The sequence below is a fragment of the Oribacterium sp. KHPX15 genome (genome assembly GCF_900107835.1).
In the GTDB taxonomy this organism is placed as follows: Bacteria; Bacillota; Clostridia; order Lachnospirales; family Lachnospiraceae; genus Oribacterium.
In genome coordinates this window covers 1-21,051 of record NZ_FNRG01000026.1, presented here as the reverse complement: position 1 = coordinate 21,051, position 21,051 = coordinate 1, and the positions used below count along the sequence as shown (strand labels likewise).

Annotated in this window: 17 protein-coding genes; 16 read left to right on the top strand and 1 reads right to left on the bottom strand. The window is 41.1% G+C overall.

Going from position 1 to position 21,051, the window contains the following annotated elements; translation table 11 throughout:
• Positions 1–465 precede the first annotated feature (465 nt).
• From BLV86_RS13560 to BLV86_RS13545, 4 genes are all read left to right on the top strand, one after another.
• On the top strand, positions 466–1,296 hold the full coding sequence (locus BLV86_RS13560) for a ParA family protein (protein WP_090818467.1): 831 nt from the start codon (positions 466–468) through the stop codon (positions 1,294–1,296).
• A gap of 114 nt (positions 1,297–1,410) precedes the next feature.
• Positions 1,411–2,631 (top strand): coiled-coil domain-containing protein, encoded by a 1,221-nt coding sequence (locus BLV86_RS13555; RefSeq protein ID WP_031550283.1) that lies wholly within the window; start codon positions 1,411–1,413, stop codon positions 2,629–2,631.
• A gap of 1,350 nt (positions 2,632–3,981) precedes the next feature.
• Entirely contained in the window at positions 3,982–5,271 is a 1,290-nt protein-coding gene (locus tag BLV86_RS13550; RefSeq protein WP_090818464.1) for a replication initiation protein, read from the top strand.
• Between the two features lies 1 nt (position 5,272).
• The gene (locus BLV86_RS13545; RefSeq protein WP_090818462.1) at positions 5,273–5,626 is read left to right on the top strand and encodes a hypothetical protein; all 354 of its coding nucleotides are present in this window, start codon (positions 5,273–5,275) and stop codon (positions 5,624–5,626) included.
• 67 nt (positions 5,627–5,693) lie between these two features.
• On the opposite strand, the gene BLV86_RS13540 is transcribed toward BLV86_RS13545, so the two are convergent.
• Complete coding sequence (locus BLV86_RS13540) at positions 5,694–6,170, bottom strand: hypothetical protein (RefSeq protein ID WP_031550291.1); 477 nt, start codon at positions 6,168–6,170, stop codon at positions 5,694–5,696.
• Between the two features lie 274 nt (positions 6,171–6,444).
• Between BLV86_RS13540 and yfbR the strand changes: the two genes are divergently transcribed.
• The 12 genes from yfbR (at position 6,445) to BLV86_RS13480 (ending at position 20,595) form a co-directional block, all read left to right on the top strand.
• A complete protein-coding gene (gene yfbR, locus BLV86_RS13535) occupies positions 6,445–7,047 on the top strand; it encodes a 5'-deoxynucleotidase (RefSeq protein ID WP_090818459.1) in 603 nt (200 codons plus the stop codon).
• A gap of 122 nt (positions 7,048–7,169) precedes the next feature.
• On the top strand, positions 7,170–9,644 hold the full coding sequence (locus tag BLV86_RS13530; protein ID WP_090818456.1) for an amidohydrolase family protein: 2,475 nt from the start codon (positions 7,170–7,172) through the stop codon (positions 9,642–9,644).
• A gap of 99 nt (positions 9,645–9,743) precedes the next feature.
• Positions 9,744–10,643, top strand: a complete 900-nt coding sequence (locus BLV86_RS13525) for a L,D-transpeptidase (RefSeq protein WP_090818454.1) — start codon at positions 9,744–9,746, stop codon at positions 10,641–10,643.
• Positions 10,644–10,710: 67 nt separating this feature from the next.
• Positions 10,711–11,805, top strand: coding sequence for a polysaccharide deacetylase family protein (locus BLV86_RS13520; RefSeq protein ID WP_139297927.1), 1,095 nt, complete (start codon positions 10,711–10,713; stop codon positions 11,803–11,805).
• Positions 11,806–12,088: 283 nt separating this feature from the next.
• Positions 12,089–13,381 carry a DUF3798 domain-containing protein gene (locus BLV86_RS13515; RefSeq protein ID WP_031550314.1) on the top strand — a complete coding sequence of 431 codons (1,293 nt, stop codon included), beginning with the start codon at positions 12,089–12,091 and terminating at the stop codon, positions 13,379–13,381.
• A gap of 163 nt (positions 13,382–13,544) precedes the next feature.
• The gene (locus tag BLV86_RS13510; RefSeq protein WP_031550317.1) at positions 13,545–15,131 is read left to right on the top strand and encodes a sugar ABC transporter ATP-binding protein; all 1,587 of its coding nucleotides are present in this window, start codon (positions 13,545–13,547) and stop codon (positions 15,129–15,131) included.
• Between the two features lie 13 nt (positions 15,132–15,144).
• Positions 15,145–16,215 (top strand): ABC transporter permease, encoded by a 1,071-nt coding sequence (locus tag BLV86_RS13505; RefSeq protein ID WP_090818448.1) that lies wholly within the window; start codon positions 15,145–15,147, stop codon positions 16,213–16,215.
• A complete protein-coding gene (locus BLV86_RS13500) occupies positions 16,212–17,315 on the top strand; it encodes an ABC transporter permease (protein ID WP_090818445.1) in 1,104 nt (367 codons plus the stop codon). Before BLV86_RS13505 ends, BLV86_RS13500 begins: the two co-directional genes overlap by 4 nt.
• Positions 17,308–17,799, top strand: a complete 492-nt coding sequence (locus BLV86_RS13495; protein WP_044916397.1) for a DUF6672 family protein — start codon at positions 17,308–17,310, stop codon at positions 17,797–17,799. Before BLV86_RS13500 ends, BLV86_RS13495 begins: the two co-directional genes overlap by 8 nt.
• 282 nt (positions 17,800–18,081) lie before the next feature.
• A complete protein-coding gene (locus BLV86_RS13490; protein WP_090818442.1) occupies positions 18,082–18,939 on the top strand; it encodes a DUF3737 family protein in 858 nt (285 codons plus the stop codon).
• A 97-nt stretch (positions 18,940–19,036) separates the two neighbouring features.
• Positions 19,037–19,411, top strand: a complete 375-nt coding sequence (locus tag BLV86_RS13485; protein ID WP_031550334.1) for a MerR family transcriptional regulator — start codon at positions 19,037–19,039, stop codon at positions 19,409–19,411.
• A gap of 17 nt (positions 19,412–19,428) precedes the next feature.
• On the top strand, positions 19,429–20,595 hold the full coding sequence (locus tag BLV86_RS13480) for an iron-containing alcohol dehydrogenase (protein WP_031550337.1): 1,167 nt from the start codon (positions 19,429–19,431) through the stop codon (positions 20,593–20,595).
• Positions 20,596–21,051 lie beyond the last annotated feature (456 nt).

Below are 21,051 nucleotides of genomic sequence, written 5' to 3'. Positions count from 1 at the left end.
CACAAAAATCAAATCACTCTTAAACAGCAATTATGTAAAACAACATCAGGATAATAAGAAAACAAAAACGCTGATCTTTAAACTAAATATTAATCGGTTTTTAAAACCAACAATTTAATATTAATACATTCAGACCTTTATTGTTATCCACTTAAGATTTAATACAACCTAAGATTAAATACAAACATATCAAAACAAAATAATATAATCACAAATTAATCCAGATAAATACAAATCAATATAATGACTATATTCAAAAATGAAAAATCAGAAACGTTTATAATCAAAATCTATTCCTGCAGAATATCTAGAAAATAAATAATTGTATATAAACAGGTATAGGACTAAATCTCAACAGAAATAGAACAATCAAAATATTTATACCAAAAATATTTCATTTATGCAAAAAATATAGTACAATAAATGTGATATGTTATTTTATAGAACGTTTGTACGGAGGAATAAATGAGCATTATTTGTGCATTCAATAAAAAGGGCGGCGTAGGTAAGACAACCAGCTGTGTAGAACTTGCGTGTGTACCCACACTTGTAGGAAAGAAATCCCTCATAGTCGATATGGACTGCCAGGGAAATTCAAGCCAGGTATACAGAGCTTTTAACGAAGAAAATCCTGACATAACAGATTTGCTTTTCGGTGATGCCACACTTGAAGAAGTGCTGGTACATTCAGAATTCGGAGTAGATGTACTTCCCAATAACAAGCATGTAAAAAGACCGGACCAGTTCTTTTATTCAAACGGCTATCAGGAAAAGGATCTTTTCAGACTTAAAGAAGTTCTGGATAAGATAAAAGGAGAATACGACACCATAATCATTGACAATAACCCTGCAGCCGACAGCTTTTCGGATATGTCATTGATAGCATCTGATTACGTACTTATCCCGGTTGACTCTGCAAACTTCTCTTATGACGGAATTTCAGACGTAATCCAGGACTATTACAGAATTCAGGCAGATTATAACAGTGAACTACAGATCATAGGTGTACTCCTTGCCCATGTAAAGGCAAGAACCACTCTGGTACGTCAGAAGTATTCAGCATATGATGCAATGTTCCAGAATATAGCATTAAAATCAGTTATAAGAGACGATAACAATATCGCAGAATCACTTTCCAGATATATGCCTATTTACTATTACGATAAAAAGACCAATGCAGGAACCGACTACATAAATGTCGCTCAGCAGTTGTCTTTGATCGACCTGGATGACTACAAGAAACTCCTCAGAAAATACTCAAATGCCAAAACAAGATTTGAGATGGATAAGCGTTAAAAATTCTTCGAAACAAGAATGGCATTACAGTCTTTAACAAGGTTGATCGCATCTGCATCTTAGTTTCGGATATTAAGGCTCAAAAAAAAGTATTTACAAATTAGGAGGAGTTAAATGGCAGCAAAAAAAGATGCCGCACCCCTTGGATATAACAACGCGGCTATATTATTTCAAAATACACAAAAGAAGCTTGATACAGTAAGTCTTGACCTCGGTAACGGTTCAAAGATTGAAATGATCCAGTACGAAAAACTGGTCACCTTCCCTAACAACAGAGATATTGACGATACAGATATTGATATATTCTCGGAAAACATCGAAAGAAACGGATTTCAGTCAGCCATCGTTGTAGCAAGAGAGTTTGACGGCGGAGAGGAGAGAACAGGTAAGGCAACCGGTAACTATATAATCATTTCCGGACACAGAAGATATGCGGCATTTTCTCTTATTCTTGAAAGAAACCCTTCTTTCATGCACAGAAAGCTTCCGGCATTGATCCTCAGGGACGATATCCCCTGGACAGAACTTGAGGAGTTAAATCTCCTTATGAACTATGATGCTGTATCAGAGTCTTCACATCCGGGAGATATGAGAAAAAGAGTTTCCAGACTTATGGAACTCCTTCAGAGCAGAGGCATCGAAAAAAAGCTGTATGACAGGATAGCAGAGAAACTCTCAATTTCTTCAAGACAGATAAGAAAGTATGATTCCATCAACAAGAATCTCATCGTCGGTCTCCAGACATTGCTTGATGAAGAAAAGATTTCTATTAATCAAGCAAACCAGTATGCATCACGAAGCATAGATGTTCAGAACTATATATTGAATTATATTAATGAACATGGCGAAGCAGTAACCGAAGACGAATATCAGCAGTTAAAATCTCAGGATGAAGAACGTCAGGCCGCACAGAAAGCTACAGAAGAAAAACTTCGCGAAAATGAGCAAAAGCTCAAGGAACAGGAGAACGAAATCCTGAGGTTGAAGAACAAAACCCTGGAACTAGAATCTCTGGTTAACAGCGATCAGGAAACCGACGAAAGCTCTTCACTTGAACTTATCAATACTCAGGCACAGCTGAGAAGAGCTAAGGAAAAAGCTGATAAATACCATAAGATCCTTAAAGAAGCCAAAGAAGCCGATGAGGAACAGCTCAATAAATCCATAGGTATTTCAGCTCCAATAGCTGTAAATGAAATGATATCCAAAATAAATGACAACGTTATAAAACTGGTAAAACGTAAAGAGAAGAGAGGATATCAGTTCAGTAAGAATGATGTACAAAAGATCAGAACCATAATTGATGATCTGCAGTCCCTGATTTCTGATGTATAGGAATTTGTATTCCGGCCATGATGAGGTTCAGGTTTATGCATTACCCGAATTCACAAAATAATTGATTCAGGTACAGAAGTTTCAAAACATAGAACACCAATGAAAGAAGACAGACTTCGTTCATTGGTGTTTTTTTAATCAGAGGATTGAGTCAAAACAGTATAATCCTTGTTCGATTACAGAATTTAAAGAAACAATATACGTGTAAGACAACTACTACAACTACATAGCCTTGAAAGTTAAGTAAATTTACGGTCTGAGAACCATATTGTAGTAGTAGATAATATTAATATATATATATTTTATTTATTTTATTATCTTATAGAAGAAATACCGTCAGAGTTGAGTATACGTACGTTGAAAAGAGAGTAGATATACGGAGAAAAGAGAGTATAAATACGTTAAACAGTGAGTGATAGTACGTAAATATTGAGTTTTTATACGGTAAAAAGCTTGAAATTACGGTAAAGTTGAGGAATTATACGGTATCTTTTCTATATATAAAGCAGCTGAAAAGCCGGACATCAATATAAAAGGTGAGTAAATTTACGGAAACATATTATGAAATGTGATTTGTTTTACGGTAAACCTGTAAAAGACAGATAAAAAAGGTTGAGTGATTATACGGTTCCTTAAACTATAAGAAAAAAGCACGTAAAATCACGGGTTTTTCAGATAAAGAATATGTCTGGAGTTGAGTAAATGTACGGTATCTTCCATAGTCAGGAAGTAACCAAAATGTCTGAAATCATTAGAAAAGTTGAGTAAATTTACGGGAATTAAATAGAAGATTGATTAAGTTTACGGTGAATCAGAATAAACCCGGTATAAAAAGTTGAGTGATTTTACGGAAGTGTTGGCAAATATTACGGAATACCCTGCCTGAAATTGAGAGATTTGACGGTAGATTTATAGCAAAAGTTGAGTTATTATACGGCAATAGTGTTTTTGAACTGATGAAAGTATAGTAAATTTACGGTAAATAATATCCGCAGCGCTCGAAATTCTGAAGGTTGAGTAAATATACGGAGAAGATACGCCTTTAGGAGTACAGCATCAAGTGAAAGTTGAGTTCGCATACGGAAATTAAAGAGAATTTACGTAAAAAGCCTGCCGAAAAGTGAGTGAAATTACGGAAGGTTGAGCAAAAATACGTAAAAGTTGAGTTAACTTACGGTATCAGAATCATTGAAATACACTTTATCTTATTTTACAATAGAATTTAATTAATAAGAGAGAATAATCCGTACGATCACTCAACTTTCCGAGAAGAACACTAATGGTATGTTAAACGAAGGTTGAGTAAAATTCCGTTCAGGAATTCAACGAATTACAGGAGTTTTTATTTTTATGGGTCACAGTATAGAAAAAGCTCGAAAGCAAAAGGTTGCCAAAAGCACAAAGATGGTTCAGGAGGGAAAATTCTCGCTTACATTGGTTGAAAGTAAAGCCGTAAATTACCTCATCTCCAAGATAAAACCCACGGATGATATCAACACGGTATATACCTTTAACTGCAGCGAGTTTCAGCAGATCATACATCGCAGTGCATCAGCCAATAAGCTGAGCTATACCAATACAAAGGCAATACTCAATGATATAGGACAGAAAACCTGGTGGATAACATTGGAAAGCGGTAAGGAAGCAATGGTCCACTGGCTTAATGTTGTGCATATGGATCCCGGAAGCGGTGATGTTGAGATAAAGTTCCATGAGGATATGTTTCCGTTTCTCTATAACCTTATGACAGACAAGGAAAAGTATTACATTGCCCCCCGTCTTGAAGAGACTTCTCTTATGACACATAAGTACAGTCCGAGAATCTTTGATCTTTTGAGATCCTATCAGTTCAATAATAAGACCTGGACATTTGAGCTTGGAACAGGTACGGACAATGACTTTATGAGGAAGATAGCGGATTGGGAACCGGATCCGAATAAAAAAGGAAAAAATGTAGCGAAGATCCCTAAGAGCTGGTCTAAGTTCTCATTTTTTGAAAGAGATGTACTTGCTCCTGCGAGGGAAGAGATAAATCATTATACAGATATAAAAATTGCGTACGAAGCGTTGAAAACCGATGCCATGGGAAAAAAATACCGTCGTCCTGTGCGTATTAAATTCCTGATGCTTGCAAAGACCAGTGGAGAGTTGAAGGAAACCCAGAGCATACTGGATTCAGAGTATAATGGTAACTTTGACAACATCATCGATGATACAGAACCTCATCAGATGACCCTTGAAGAGTCATTTTTCTCTCAGGATATCATGGATATGGATAAGGAAGAAGAGGTCTTTACCGTTGATGAAGTGGTAGAAGAAGCCGCTAATGCTGAAGAGCTTGCCGAAAAGAGAGCTGATGAGACGGTTTATCCGATCTTTTACATGGCAACTTACAAGGATTTTACAGAGGCCCAGATTGAAAATCTTTATCATGCATGTATAAAGAATCTTGAGCCGGGACAAATCCGGGTTGATGCTTATGATGCCTGGGCTACAGACTACATGTCTCACTACTTTGACTGGATAAAAGCAACACCGGATGATACAAAAACTACAACCTATAAGCGGCTGCTGGCAAGCCTTGTAAATGATTACGAACAGATAGCACAGAAGCCAACAATGTGGGATAAGAAGGGATAAAATGGCAAAGTTTAAAGAATATAAAAACGGAATAGTCGGAAAAAGACATGGTATTTACTATGTTGTGTCAGGTGATGGAGTATCCTTTGACATCATAGACAAGGAAAAAAACTTAATAGAAGGTGGTTTTGCCAGTGTCGGGGATGCCGAGTGGAGGATTGAAAAGATTACTGCGGATGATGAACTTCTGAAGTATATTGATGATGCGTCACAGATGACCATAGGGCAGCTTACCGGAAAGATGATGGAGATTTTTAATACCTGGGATGGCAAGGTGATGCCGAAGGAAGAAAAAAGAAAGCTTTCCATAGTTGAAACAATAAGAAATAGAAAAGCTAAGAAAATGGCTATATAAAAAGAAGGGGAGCTTGCTCCCCTTCTCAATTATCGGGTCTCGATTATAAAAACTGTATGGAATCTTTCTACTGATCATTTACCTGACCGATGATCACGCAATTCTCTGAATTTTCTGTTTTGCTGATGGCTTCAGGATCATCCTTGATCTTGAAGTGTTCGCTTAGCGGCATGGCCATGATCTTTGTGGTTTTGCTGAATTCGTTGTAGGAAAGAAATACAAAGAAGTCATCAATTTCCATCTTTTCGGGATCCGGAATGCTTTTATACAAAACAAGTTCATGAATAGCCAGAAGCAGGATGAAGAAAGGACAGGCAGTGAAAAAAAACTGATACAGATCATAAGCCTCAAAGAATCTGAACTTCTCATAATTAAGGGAAATCTGGTAGGCTCCGTACATCATCAGGAGAATAAAAGCATAGGCACAAAGGTAACGCTTTTTAATCTTATGAAATTCTTTGTGCATGTCGGTACGGACTTTGTACTCTTCTTTCCATTTTTTATAAAGCTGGTTTCGTTGTTCGGCGTTGATCTGTAGTTGCATATGTTATCCCCCTCCCAAAAACCGATCCTAAAGGTGACAAATCATAAATCATAGAATGCATAATCGTTAAAAATAAAACGAATAATGCATAGAAATGAAGTATATTTATAATAGCGTCAAAACCAAACGAAATATTACGAAATTAGAAAAATTTCATAATAATATAATCTCTCGTTTATCATTTTCGGGGATATTCGGGAGATCGGTATTAAGAACGGAAAATCAGGGATAAAAAATAATAAAAATACAAAAACATCTGATTATCGGAGTAACAATGAATAATTATACTTTTTTTGCAACTATATCCAGAATGAAATATATCGAGAGATGGGCACTTATGAGGAACTCCCGTCCGGAAAATCTCAGTGAACATGCAGTCGAAGTTTCTATGATCGCCCATGCATTATGTATAATAGGTAATGTAAGATACGGGAGACATCTTGACGGCGAAAGAGCTGCACTAATCGGCATCTATCACGATGCCTCTGAGATCATTACCGGAGATATGCCCACTCCTGTAAAGTATTATAATGAAGAAATAAAGCATGCTTACAAAACGGTTGAACGTATAGCAGAGGATCATCTTCTGGAAAGACTTCCCGATGATCTGAGACCGGCGTTCAGCAGCATTTTCAAGCCAAATAAAGATGATGAAGATGAAATGTATATGCGTAAGCTGGTGAAAGCAGCCGATAAATTATCGGCACTGATCAAGTGCATTGAAGAAGAAAGATCCGGCAATAAAGAGTTCATTACAGCACAAAAGTCAACATTGAAAGCCCTGGATAAAATGAAGGAAGAGTGTCCTGAAGTAAAGGATTTTATGGATGAATTTTTGAACTCCTATGGCAATACACTGGATGAACTGGCACTGTGAGTGATGACATTTCCCGTGTTTAAGCTTTGCGGCGATACATCATCGAGGTTTTAGTCGTGTGAAGTTTCAACGGCAGGCATGGGGATCCAAACTGTAGTTTTCACATTAAAAAGGTATCTGATATGGCATATTTTGGAAAATTTTATCTGGATAAGGAAAAGGATGTTATCGTAACTTTAAGCATGAATGACGATGTGATGTCCTACATACTTGAGACACCAAACCACGGCACCGGAAATCTGATAACAAATTTTGCCAAGGTGTGTGATCTTCCCATTACTTATAATTCAGAGGGACTTAAGGTGATCGAAGGCATGGTCCCTTGTTATTTTAATGGAGAAAATGAAAAGGTCTACATACTCAGGATGGGAGATACCAAGGTTGCCAATATCTATCCCGACGGGACTATCGAGAGAAAGGCCTATGTGCCTGCCATCGCAAAAACTCTTATGAGTCAGACAAAGGGATATCTTCTGGATATCAGAAAGACTCTGGTAAAGACCTACATCAGGGAGGATGTGAAATTCCATACGGATCTTCATACCCACAGAAGTGCAAACCTGAGCCCGGATATTCTCATCGCCATGGGCATCCATCATCAGATAAGGTATCCTTACTATTACATCAAAAAGCTGGGCTTGAAGATCACTCCCGAGCAGCGTGAAGCTCTGGAGGAGCAGAGAAAGAAGGTCGCTGTAAAATTTAAAAACAGCGGTCTTCAGGGTAAATATCTCGAAAGAAAAATAGATGACAACACGGAGATCAATTTTGCGGATCTGATCCTTAACAATATTTCCGGAAGCCGTTATAACATTCCGAAGATAAGGGCATCCCTTGCGGTGATGAAGGATGGTCAGGCAGTCTTCACAAATCTTGAGAAGGTATACATTTACAGGTATGTATTCACAAAGGGAGTGGAAGCCCGGAAGAAAATAAAGATCAAGGATATTGAGTCTGTACCGGATAAAGATATCGTTAATGCTCTTAAGCAGATGGAGCAGGACAGGAGAAATCCGGATTACGCTGACAACACTCTGTATCAGGATAAGCTTCTCTGGACTGCAAGAGCTTACCAGAAAAACGGAATCGTTTATGCCGAAATTTCGGATACCGCCCTTGTGAAGAAAGAGGAAGCGGCAGAGACCTTACAGCAGATACATGAGGTTATGCCGAAGATCACCAGAGAAACCGGCGTAACACTGAGATTCCTTGCCGCTCTCAGGCGTATCCCTCTTACTATTTTGAAGGACCAGGTAGCCCGCGGTAATTATTTCACGGAGAATCTTCAGGTGCTGAAGGCCGTGGCTGTGGATCCGTATATTGCGGGCAGCGATTTTGTAGGCGAGGAGATCAATGATATCCTTGAACTGAAATCGGTTATCGGAGCCATCGTTAAAATCGCGAAGGATATTCCGTCCTATGTTGTCAGGATTCATGCGGGTGAAAATGACTCCCTTCCGGATAATGTTTTCAACAGTATTAAATGTGTTGAGGAAGCATTGGCAGAGGATCAGAATTTTCCTCATATGAGAATAGGTCACGGACTTTATACTGCGGATCTTGATACGGAAAAGGGAAGGGAGCTTATCAGAAAGCTTTGCGAGCTGAAGGTTGTGCTTGAATTCCAGATCACTTCCAATGTTCGTCTCAATAACCTTTCAACACTGGATACCCACCCGTTAAAACAGTATTTAAACAGCGGTATAGCATGTATCCAGGGAACAGACGGCGGAGCACTTTACGGAACGGATTCCATTGACGAACAGCTGTCTCTTGAGCGTATGCTGGACCTTAACCATAAGGACTTTTTAAAGATGCGTAAGGCGGAAGATGCCATACTCAGTAAGTCTATGTTTGAGTTTAATGAAAAGATCCAGAAATTCTATGCAATGTGCAAGGGTATGTCACCGGAAGAATTCCTGAAGGAAAGGATCGATGCCGAGTCAGAGTCGTTTATGGACCTTGACGGCGGAGAAAGAAAATATGACAGCGCCCTTGAATTCAAGGATAAGATAAAGGAGATGCCGGAGGACCTCATTCCTGTAGTTATTGCCGGAGGAAGTTTCAATAATGCACACCACGTGACAAAGCTCCGTGAACAGGAATGCGCCTTTCTTAATGACCTTATAAATAAGGGAGATCCCGGCAAGATGTTTTTCGTTGTGGGACCTTCCATGACTGGCTATGAAAAGTATGTGCTGGAACAAGCCGGTGACAGATATCAGATTTTTGTTTTTGTGCCTGCTACGACCACCGAAGAAGAGATGAATAAGCTGAGGGAAGCCAATGTCGGAATCCGGGTGTCCATAGAATCATCGCCACTTGGTACCTACAAGAGCTTTGCCTATGAAATATTCAAGCGTCGCCAGTCCGTAATGATAGCTCTGGATGGAAACAGTGCAGCATGCAATCTCATGCAGGATGCGAGAAACAGCAAGTATGAAAGCAGGATATTTGTTGATTCCCGTGCCAAAGTTCTGAAGGCAAAGGCGGATTCGCTGCAAGGATACATTACCTATATAAAAGATGGAGATAATGCTGACGAGATACTTGGATATGTTGACAGGTATCTGGGAGCATTGGAAGAATTAGATTAAGGCTTTAAATGGAAGTATGAATACTCAACCTTTAGAATATAGATCATTTAGCAGTGATTGTGAAGGTTGAGTGATTTTACGGTTAAAAGGGGTGATAGTATGATCAGGCATCTTGCGTGTGCTAAAAACAAAAAAAGAAAGAAATCCCGGTTTCATATGTTAGCTGCCCTTCTTTCCCTGACCATCATTTCCGGATGTATGACATTGTCATCATACGCTGTGGAGGACGAGGATGATCCAAATTATGACGGAGTCGTAGATGTAGCGGCGCTGGGCGGTGCAGCCAGATTCGGCAGCCCGGTGTCTAATCCTGCACATGCCGCGGGCATCCTGGAAGCACAGGAAGCTGCGGTTTTGCATGGAGTAAGAAACAGATACATGATATGTCCTGATGGGCTTGAAAGGTATTTTGATGAGAACGGGGAGATGGTGAGAGACCGTCTCGTTCCGGACAGAACTGCCTATGTTGACATTGACGGTGTAAAGCTTAATCCTCAGGACAACAACATTAACAAGACCTTTATGAAATATGCCAGCCATGGAAGAAGAGCTATTGCCTATGACAAGTCTTCCCACTACCTGGAGGTTTGGGAAAACGGAAATGTTATAAAATCCTATATGGCAACTGCGGGGGCGGGTGAAGGCAACAAGGAAAAACAGGGGGATTATAAAACTCCTGTGGGATACTATTACATATGTGAAATGAAAGTGTCTGATGCCCTGAAAGAGGAAATGAAGGTAAACTATCCGAACATAGTGGATGCAGAGAATGGACTGAAAAAAGGCATCATAGGGCAGTCAACATTTACTGAGCTCCTGAATGAAAACCGGAATCTGGAGAAACCTTCCGGAAAGACAGGACTCGGTGGAGGTATCGAGATCCATGGTAACGGCCAGCTCATGGATGCCACCCGGGGGTGTATCGGAGTTAAGAACGAGTGGGTCAGAGACATCTATGATGTGATGGAGCTTGGGGACAGAGTTTATATAGTTGAGTGACAGGAAAGAGTTAAAAACAGAGACATCTGTATGTCAGATTAAAAAACAAAGGGGTAATGGAATAAGTATGAAGAGGCTGAACATTTTTTTGATTTTGGCAGCAGCGGGAGCATTGATGGCAGAAGCTGCCGCCTGCAATGCAGCGGGGATTCCTGAGGTAAATGGGAAGACAGAAACAACAGCCGAGGAGACGGCTGTTACTTCGGAAGAGTCTGATGGAACATCTGACGGAGCTTCAGGCGAGCAGGAAAAGATCGTAATCGAGAGCGATAAGATAGAGAGAGCAAAATTTGAGTTCCCTTATACTTCGAGAGTACTGACGGCTGTAAACGTTCACGCCGATTCTGAAAGTGATTCTGAAGTTCTGGGAATACTTGATGAAAACGCTGAAGTGGTGGTAGAGCGAAATATCGAAGGTTGGGAACAGTTCAGTTTTGACGGAAAAACCGGATATGTTCTTAAGAAATATCTGATACCTGATCAGTATGTGGCCATGAACAATCAGTTCCTGGAGTCACCGGTGGATATAAGCTGGATCGATCCCTCAAAGCCTATGATAGCTCTGACCTTTGATGACGGACCCAAAGCTGATGTTACAAACCGCATACTGGATTCCATTCAGAATAACGGAGGTCATGTGACTTTCTTTATGCAGGGAAGCAGAGTTGTGGGTGAAAACAATGACTGTGTAAAGAGGATGGTGGAGCTTGGATGCGAGCTCGGAAACCATACCTATACACATAATTACCTTGATACCATCCCTCTTGAGGATATAAGAACCGTCATCCGGCAATGTGACTATATGGTGGAGGAGACCGTGAAAGTCGCGCCCACAGTTTTCAGACCACCGGGAGGAAACCGTACCGCTGAGATCAATGCCAAGGTAGGAGAGCTGGGACTTCCCATGATCATATGGTCAGTGGATACGCTTGATTATTCAACCAAGGACCCGGATAACACCATAAAGGTAGTGCTTGAACAGGCTAAGGACGGAGACATTGTACTCATGCATGACACCTATGCTGAAACGGCCACAGCAGCCGAGTATCTCATTCCTGCTCTTCAGGAGAAGGGGTTCCAGCTTGTGACTGTAAGTGAAATGGCTAAGGCAAAAGGATATGATATGGTTCCAGGTACTGAAGTATATCATATGAGGGGATAACATTATCCCATATATTTAAGTTAAGCAGAAAAGGTGGTCAAATTTGTGGCCATCTTTTTTTATTTTATGAAATCAGTAAGATATTCGTTGAGGTTATGAATAAAAAAATTTTTATGTTAAAAATAACTAATTGTAATACTTTATATTGTTTGAGGAAATATAGTTTGCTATACTCGTGTTATGCGGCGTTAAAGCATAAAAGTGCTAAAGTGCGTGTGGATACTACATATGGCTGAAATATGTATATATATAGTATCTATTCACAAAAGAAGGAGGAAATTGTATGAAAAGAATTGCAAAAGTCATGGCATCTGTTCTTTTGCTCTCAACAGTTCTCACAGCCTGCGGAAGCAGTAACGGAGGAGCAACTATTGAGACAGTAGCAAAGACAGAGGCTGCAACAGAGGCTGCCAAGGATGACAAGGCAGAGACTGAAGCTGCAACTGAAGCTGCTGAAGCAGATTCAGACTACCACATCGGTATCGTAACCGGTTCAGTTTCACAGTCAGAGGATGACAGAAGAGGAGCTGAAGCATTCCAGGCTAAGTATGGTGAGGACAGAGTTATCCTTGCTACATATCCTGATAACTTCACAGAGGAGCTTGAGACAACTGTTCAGACCATCGTTAACCTTTCTGATGATCCTGAAATGAAGGCAATCATTGTTAACCAGGCTATCCCGGGAACAACAGAGGCATTCCGTCAGATCAAGGAAAGAAGACCTGACATCATCTGTATCGCAGGTGAGTCACATGAGGATCTTCCTGAGATCGGAAGCGCGGCAGACCTTGTATGTAACAACGATTTCGTAGCACGTGGATATCTCATTATCCGTACAGCTCACGAGCTTGGCTGCGATACTTTCGTTCACATCTCATTCCCTCGTCACCTTTCATACGAGACCATGAGCCGTCGTGTTGCTATCATGAAGGCTGCTTGTGAAGAGTTTGGTATGAATTTCGTAATGGAGTCCGCTCCGGATCCTACAACTGACGTTGGTGTACCTGGTGCACAGGCTTACATCGCTGAGCACGTTCCTGAGTGGGTTGAGAAGTATGGTCAGAATTCAGCTTACTTCTGTACAAATGATGCTCACACAGAGCCGCTTCTCAGAGGACTTCTCGAGAACGGCGGATACTTCATCGAGGCTGATCTTCCATCACCTCTTATGGGATATCCGGGAGCACTTGGACTTGACCTTACAGAGGAAGCAGGAGATTTCACAAAGATCCTTGCAAAGGTTGAGAGTGCAGTTGTTGAAAAAGGCGGTGCAGGCAGATTCGGAACATGGGCTTATTCATATGGCTACACAGTTTCTGCAGGTCTTGCACAGCACGCTATGAACGTTATAGACGGAAACAGCGAGCTTACAGATATCGACGATATCTCAAAGGCTTATGAGGAGTTCTCACCTGGAGCAGCTTGGAACGGTTCAAACTATACAAATGCTGATACAGGTGTTAAGGCTGACAATACATTCCTTATCTATCAGGATACATACATCATGGGCGATCCTGGTAAGTACATGGGATCAACAGAGATTGAGGTTCCTGAGAAGTACTTTACTACTAAGTAATTATTCAAAGGATGCTTTCAGATTGCGTCGCAAATAGGTTAGACCATTGTGGGGAGATATCCATATCTCCCCACATTTTTGGGCTAAACCATATCAGTATTCCAATAAGAAAGCATATTGTGAAAAGCTGATAGAAATCTCATTTTAGAAAGGTATTATAACAATGAGTAAAGCACCACTACTTGAAATGAAAAACATTAAGAAGGACTTTTTCGGGAATCAGGTTCTTTCAGACATTAACCTTACAATAGAAGAAGGTGAGGTTGTAGGTCTTTGCGGAGAAAATGGTGCAGGTAAGTCTACGCTGATGAAGATACTCTTCGGAGCGGATGTGATCCGTGAAACCGGAGGATACGGGGGAGAGATTATACTGGATTCCCAAAAGGTGTCATTTCAATCACCCTTTGACGCCATTGCTGCCGGAATTGGCATGGTTCATCAGGAATTTTCACTTATTCCGGGTTTTACTGCAACAGAAAACATATTACTGAACAGAGAATCAAAGAAAAAGAGCGTGCTGTCAGACCTTTTCAGTGACCGTATGGATACACTGGACAGAAAGGATATGGACAGACGTGCCATCGAATCCATTGAAAAAATGGGTGTCACCATAGATAAGAATATGCTTATAAGCAACATGCCTGTGGGACACAAACAGTTTACGGAAATTGCAAGAGAGCTTTCAAAAGAACAGTTGAAGCTGCTTATACTCGATGAGCCTACAGCAGTTCTTACAGAAAAGGAAGCGGAAGCTCTTCTTGATTCTATAAGGGGAATGTCCAAGAGAGGCATTGCCGTCATCTTTATCACACACAGACTTGGAGAGATCCTCGCGGTATGTGACAAAGTAGTAACTATGAGAGACGGTTACGTAGTAAATGAATCAGCTACAAAGGACACCAGCGTTCAGGACATCACTAAATGGATGGTTGGACGTGATGTTGCGGATTCAGATGTATCTTATGTAACTGAGGATACCGGTGCGGACAAAAACATTATCATGTCCATAAAAAATCTTTGGGTAGATATGCCGGGAGAGACTGTAAGGAATGTAAGCCTTGATGTAAGAGAGGGAGAAATCCTCGGAATCGGAGGACTTGCAGGACAAGGTAAGCTGGGTATCCCCAACGGAGTTATGGGACTTTATCAGTCAGGCGGATCGGTAACCTTTGAGGGTAAGGATATACCTCTTAACAATCCGAGAAAATGTCTCGATTCTTCTTTCGCATTTGTATCGGAAGACAGACGAGGCGTTGGACTTCTGCTGGATGAATCACTGGAGTGGAATGTTTCCTTCCCTGCCATGCAGATACAGGATAAATTCCTCAAAAAGTATCTTGGCGGACTTCTCAAGTGGAGAGATGATGCAGCCATCAGAGAAGTTACCGATAAGTACATAGAAGAGTTCAAGATAAAGTGCACCGGTTCAACACAGAAAGCAAAAGAGCTGTCAGGTGGAAACCAGCAGAAAATCTGTCTTGCCAAGGCATTTGCGCTTGAACCCAAACTTCTTTTTGTAAGCGAACCTACAAGAGGTATCGACGTTGGAGCCAAGGCACTGGTTCTTGATGCATTAAAGAAGTTTAATAAGGAGCAGGGAGTCACCATCGTCATGGTTTCTTCGGAGCTTGAAGAGCTGAGAAGAACCTGTGACAGAATAGCCATCGTATCCGGCGGCAAGGTGGCAGGCATACTTCCGGCAGGAGAGCAACTTGAAAAATTCGGTGAGCTCATGCTGAAAAACTGTTAAGGAGTAAATTGTGATGACTGAAAAAACTAATACGATCACTCTTGGTGACAGGGTGAAGGATATAGCAAAGGATTTTGGGCTTCCGAGACTGATCATTACCGGATTTCTGGTCCTCCTTCTTGTGGTTTCACCTTTTGTAGGAGCTGATCTTCCTACACAGATCTCAAATATCATAAACCGTTTCAGCTGGAATGGAATCCTGGTGCTTGCGATGGTACCTATGGTTCATTCGGGCTGCGGTCTTAATTTCGGATTGCCTCTCGGAATCATTTCAGGACTTTTGGGAGCTACACTGTCCATTGAGCTTGGATTCACAGGAGCATTTTCTTTCCTTATGGCAATCCTTCTTGCAACACCTTTTGCACTTGTGTTTGGATGCATTTACGGATGGCTTCTCAATAAGATCAAGGGCGGAGAAATGATGATCGCAACCTATGTTGGTTTTTCATCGGTTTCTCTTATGTGTATGATGTGGCTGCTTCTTCCTTACCACAGTCCTAACATGGTTTGGGGTATGGCAGGAAAGGGTCTGAGAACAACTATTTCCCTTGAGGGTTACTACACACAGGCACTTGCAAAGATTCTTCAGATAAACATCGGAAATCTCTCTATTCCGACCGGTTCAATTCTTTTCTTTGCACTTCTGGCTTTCGGTATGTGGGCTTTCCTTCATACAAAGACAGGAACTGCAATGACTGCCGTAGGTTCAAACCCGGAATTTGCAAGATCTTCAGGTGTAAATGTTGACAAGATAAGACTTATCTCCGTTGTAATGTCTACATGGCTGGCAGCTATCGGAATCCTTGTATATGAGCAGGGCTTCGGATTCATTCAGCTTTATATGGCGCCATTCTACATGGCCCTTCCGGCGGTTTCTGCGATTCTCATCGGAGGTGCTTCCGTTAATAAGGCATCAGTTATGAATGTTATCATCGGAACCATCCTTTTCCAGGGTATCGTTACCATGACACCGACAGTTATGAATAATATGATTCATCTTGATATGAGTGAGGTTATCAGAATAATTGTTTCCAACGGAATGATTCTGTATGCACTTACAAGAAAAACGGAGGAAACAAAATGAATAAGATAAATTATGGTGATTTATTAAGACGTTTTTCCGTTCCACTCATGTTTGTTATCATTTGTGCTGTGTGTGCACCTATTTCGGGGCTTTCCCCAAGCTATCTTTGCAATGAGATAGTTACAAGAATGGGAAGAAATGCATTTCTTATACTGAGTCTTCTCATTCCTATCATGGCCGGAATGGGACTTAACTTCTCTATGACACTTGGTGCCATGGCTGGAGAAATCGGACTTATCCTGGTTAGCGACTGGCAGATAGTGGGCATCCCCGGAATGATACTGGCTATGATAGTTTCTGTTCCTATCTCAGCTCTCCTCGGACTTTTCTGCGGAAAGGTTCTCAATATGGCTAAGGGCCGTGAGATGATAACCAGTTACATCATCAGCTTTTTCATCAATGGTATCTACCAGCTTATCGTGCTTTATCTCATGGGACCTGTTATCCCGATTCAGCACAGCAACATTAAGCTTCCCAGAGGCTATGGTATCAGAAACACAGTTTCACTTCTTTCTATGAGACAGAAGCTTGATAACCTTATTCCTCTTAACATCGGGGGTGTTAAGATCCCTGTGGCAACATTTATCATCATATTCCTTCTTTGCCTCGTTATCATCTGGTTCAGAAAGACAAAGCTTGGTCAGGATATGAGAGCAGTAGGTCAGGATATGGGTGTTGCCAGAGATTCAGGTATCGATGTTGAACGTACCAGAATCATATCCATGGTTCTCTCAACAGTATTTGCGGGAATCGGAATGATCATTTACCTCCAGAACATGGGTAACATCGCAACCTACAGTTCACACTCTCAGATCGGTATGTTCTGTATCGCTGCACTTCTGGTTGGTGGTGCGTCAGTCGAAAAGGCATCCATCGGTAATGTTTTCCTCGGAATCATTCTCTTCCACACCATGTTTATCGTGGCGCCGAAGGCAGGAACTGTTATAACCGGTGACTCAATGATCGGTGAGTACTTCCGTGTATTTGTATCTTATGCGGTTATTACAGTGGCTCTTATCATGTATGAGACCAATAAGAGAAAGAACAAGTCAAAGGCCGGTGAGCAGCTGGCACTGGCTCAGGAGGAAGCAAATGAATAATTCGAAAAAGAAGACATTGATATATCGTATTGCAGCCTTTCTGGTTATCATGGCGATAGCAGCTGTTATGTTTGTTATCGGAAGAGGTCACACGGTTTACTTTGATAATAAATCTTCTGATCTGGTAGCCGAAGTTCCTTACAAAATCGAGGTCAAGGTGGATGGAAAGAAGGTTGCTTCTCTGAAGAAGAACGAGCGTGGTATGGTTGATGTAATGGGACAGAAGCTGACCATGGAGCTTGTGGTTACAGAAGAGAAGGGCGGCGATACAGTACAGATGAAGGTTACTCAGCCTCTTCCGTACAATATGGATGGTATCATCTTAAACATTCCCGCCATGCTTAAAGGGGCTTCTCAGGATCAGTACGTTTCAGAGTTTATTTCCGTACCTTCTGAGTCTGATGCAGCGGAAGAAGTTGTTGTAACGGATGATACAGCCGGACTTATGGATTTCGGTGAAGAGAGCGAAGCATCACAGGGTTAAAAAGACCGGAGCCGGAGCTTTGTTTTGACAATTTAATATATTTAAAGAAGCGGCGGCGAATAATTACCGGCTTCGATATCTCAGTAAACAAAAGCCTTCCGAAGAAGACGACGCAGAGTCATCCTTCTTCGGAAGGCTTATTCTCATTTTAGATTTTTTTTAGAATTAAAAATCAGAAAGCCTATTGACCTGGAGTGAACTCTAAGGTGTAGTATGACCTTACAGACACCGATATGAAAAAGTAACAAATGAGGACATTTATATAGAGGTAAGAAGAAATAAATGAGAGATATGGTTATAAAGAACGAAACTTTTGATGAAGAGAGAGCCCTTTATGGGAGCAGGGATATCATTGTGGAGGGCTGTAGGTTTGACGGCCCCGCAGATGGAGAGAGTGCTTTTAAAGAGAGCAGAAATGTTGTGGTGAAGGATAGCTATTTCAACCTCAGATATCCGTTTTGGCATGATGATGGGCTTTCGCTTGATGGCATTGAAATGACTGAAAACTGCAGGGCAGCTCTTTGGTATACAAATGATGCGAACATAAGAAATTCAAAAATGCACGGAATAAAGGCACTGAGAGAATGTTCCGATATAAATATTGAAAACTGTGACATCATTTCTCCTGAGTTTGGCTGGTCTGTGAAGAATATCAGTATGAAGGATACTGAAGTTCAGAGTGAATATTTCATGATGAGATCAGAGCGGCTTGATTTTTCGAATGTGACTCTCAAGGGCAAATATTCTTTCCAGTACATCACGGATTCTCTTTTTGAGAACTGCAATTTTGATACAAAAGATGCTTTCTGGCATGCGAAAAATGTTGTTGTGAGAAACAGTGTGGTAAAGGGTGAATACCTCGCTTGGTACTGTGAAAATGTCACTTTCGAAAATTGCACCATCATCGGGACTCAGCCACTTTGCTACTGCAAGGGACTAAAGCTTATAAACTGCAGGATGATCGATACAGATCTTGCCTTTGAAAAGTCAGATGTTGAAGCAACCATAACTACTCCGATGATCAGTATCAAGAATCCTCTTTCGGGTTCCATATCGGTTCCCGAGGTTTCAGAGATCATCAGGGATGATGAGAATTCCAACGGAAAGATTATAGTAGGCGGAAAGGAAAAGTGTGCCTGACCAGAGGACACAAGGAAATACAGGAGACAATCAGAAAGGCAACTGTATGTCAGATATTAAGACTCAAAAACAGCATCAATAGACGAGGAGAAAAGCCATGACCATCAAAGAAGTATGTGAAAAATACAATCTGACTCCGGATACGCTCCGTTATTATGAGAGAGTCGGTGTTATCCCTGAGGTTACAAGAACGGCCGGGGGAATCAGGGATTATCAGGAAGTTGACATCGGATGGGTGGAGAATGCCGTCTGTATGCGTGATGCCGGAGTTCCGGTGGAAATGCTGATAGAATATGTGAAGTTATTCCGGGAAGGCGATAACACCATAGATGCCAGAACAAATCTGCTTAAGGAAGTAAGAGAGCAGATCCTAGAAAACAGGAAGAAGTATGATATTGCACTGGAAAAACTTGAATACAAGATAGGCAGATACGAAATAGCACAAAAAACAGGAAAACTGACCTGGGAATAAATTTAGGAGGATAAAAAATGTTAGGAAATTTCAGTTACAAGAATGCAACAAAGCTCTATTTTGGAGATGATTCTTTAAAGTATTTAAATGAGGAACTTCCAAAATACGGGAAAAATGTACAGCTCATTTACGGTGGAGGATCTGTAAAGAAGAACGGTATCTATGATGCTGTTGTTGAAATTCTTAAAGCAAATGGGAAAAATATCATTGAGGATTCCGGGGTAATGCCTAACCCTACAGTAGCTAAGCTTCGCGAAGGTGTTAAGCTTGCCAAAGAGAATAATGTTGACCTGCTTTTGGCAATTGGCGGTGGTTCATGCTGTGACTATGCAAAAGCAGTGTCAGTGTCAGTCCACTGTGATGAAGATCCATGGGAGAAATATTATATTCGATTTGAGGAGCCGACCTGCGAGATCGTTCCTGTAGGCTGTATCCTCACAATGGCAGGTACCGGTTCGGAAATGAATGCCGGTTCTGTTATCACTAATCATGAGACTCATCAAAAGATAGGGCATGTATTCGGTGAGGAGGTCATGCCCAAATTCTCCATCCTTAATCCGAAATACACCATGAGTCTTCCGAAGAGACAGATGGTGGCAGGTATATATGATATTTTCAATCACATCTGCGAGCAGTACTTCTCAGGGGAAGACGACAATACCAGCGATTACATTGCTGAGGCTCTGATGAAGTCAGTTGTTCATTCTTCATTGATCGCTATCGAGAATCCTGAAGATTATGAAGCAAGATCAAATATTATGTGGACTGCAACCTGGGCTCTGAACACGCTTATTTCAAGAGGAAAGACCACTGACTGGATGGTGCATATGCTCGGACAGTCTGCCGGAGGATATACTGATGCAACGCATGGAATGACACTTTCCGCAGTATCACTGCCATATTACAGATTCATCATGCCTTATGGACTTCAGAAGTTTAAGCGATTTGCAATGGAAGTTTGGGATATATGCGCAGAAGGCAAGTCTGATGAGGAAGTTGCAAAGGCAGGTCTCGAAGCAATGGAAAACTGGATGAAGAAACTTGGTGTAGCCATGAGTCTTTCTGAACTCGGAGCTACAGAGGATATGATCGAAGGTATCGCTGACGGTACATTTATTCTTGAAGGCGGATACAAAGTACTTACCCGAGATGAGATTGTACAGATTCTGAAAGAGAGTCTGTAACGTAGAAGTAGTTCTCTCGATGATAAAGCTGTCTTGTTTCAGTTTCCTTTCAGCTAATGGTGATAATATATGACCATCAGATGAGATACATCTGAACCCTATAGAAGTTTTTCATACTAATTACCATTCCGCCGGCGAGCGGCGGCACAAATAGTGATGAAAGTATCGATTCCCCTCTATGCTGCATATATAATGAAAGCGAGAAGCTACACTACAAAGCACGATGAGGAGAGTCGTAAAAACTTTCTCGTTTTAGACAGCATACTAATCAGTGTAAGTTCCCACCTTTCAAGCACAAATAAGTGGCTCTATCAGACCGTACACTAAGAATTGTTTTAACTCTTGTTAAATGTGTGGTGGAATAGTCAATGGCTTCTCTCTATTTTTTAAGGAAAGGAGCATTGCCTATGAAAGTTGTTTATCAAACCTGTTGTGGCGTCGATGTTCACAAATCTT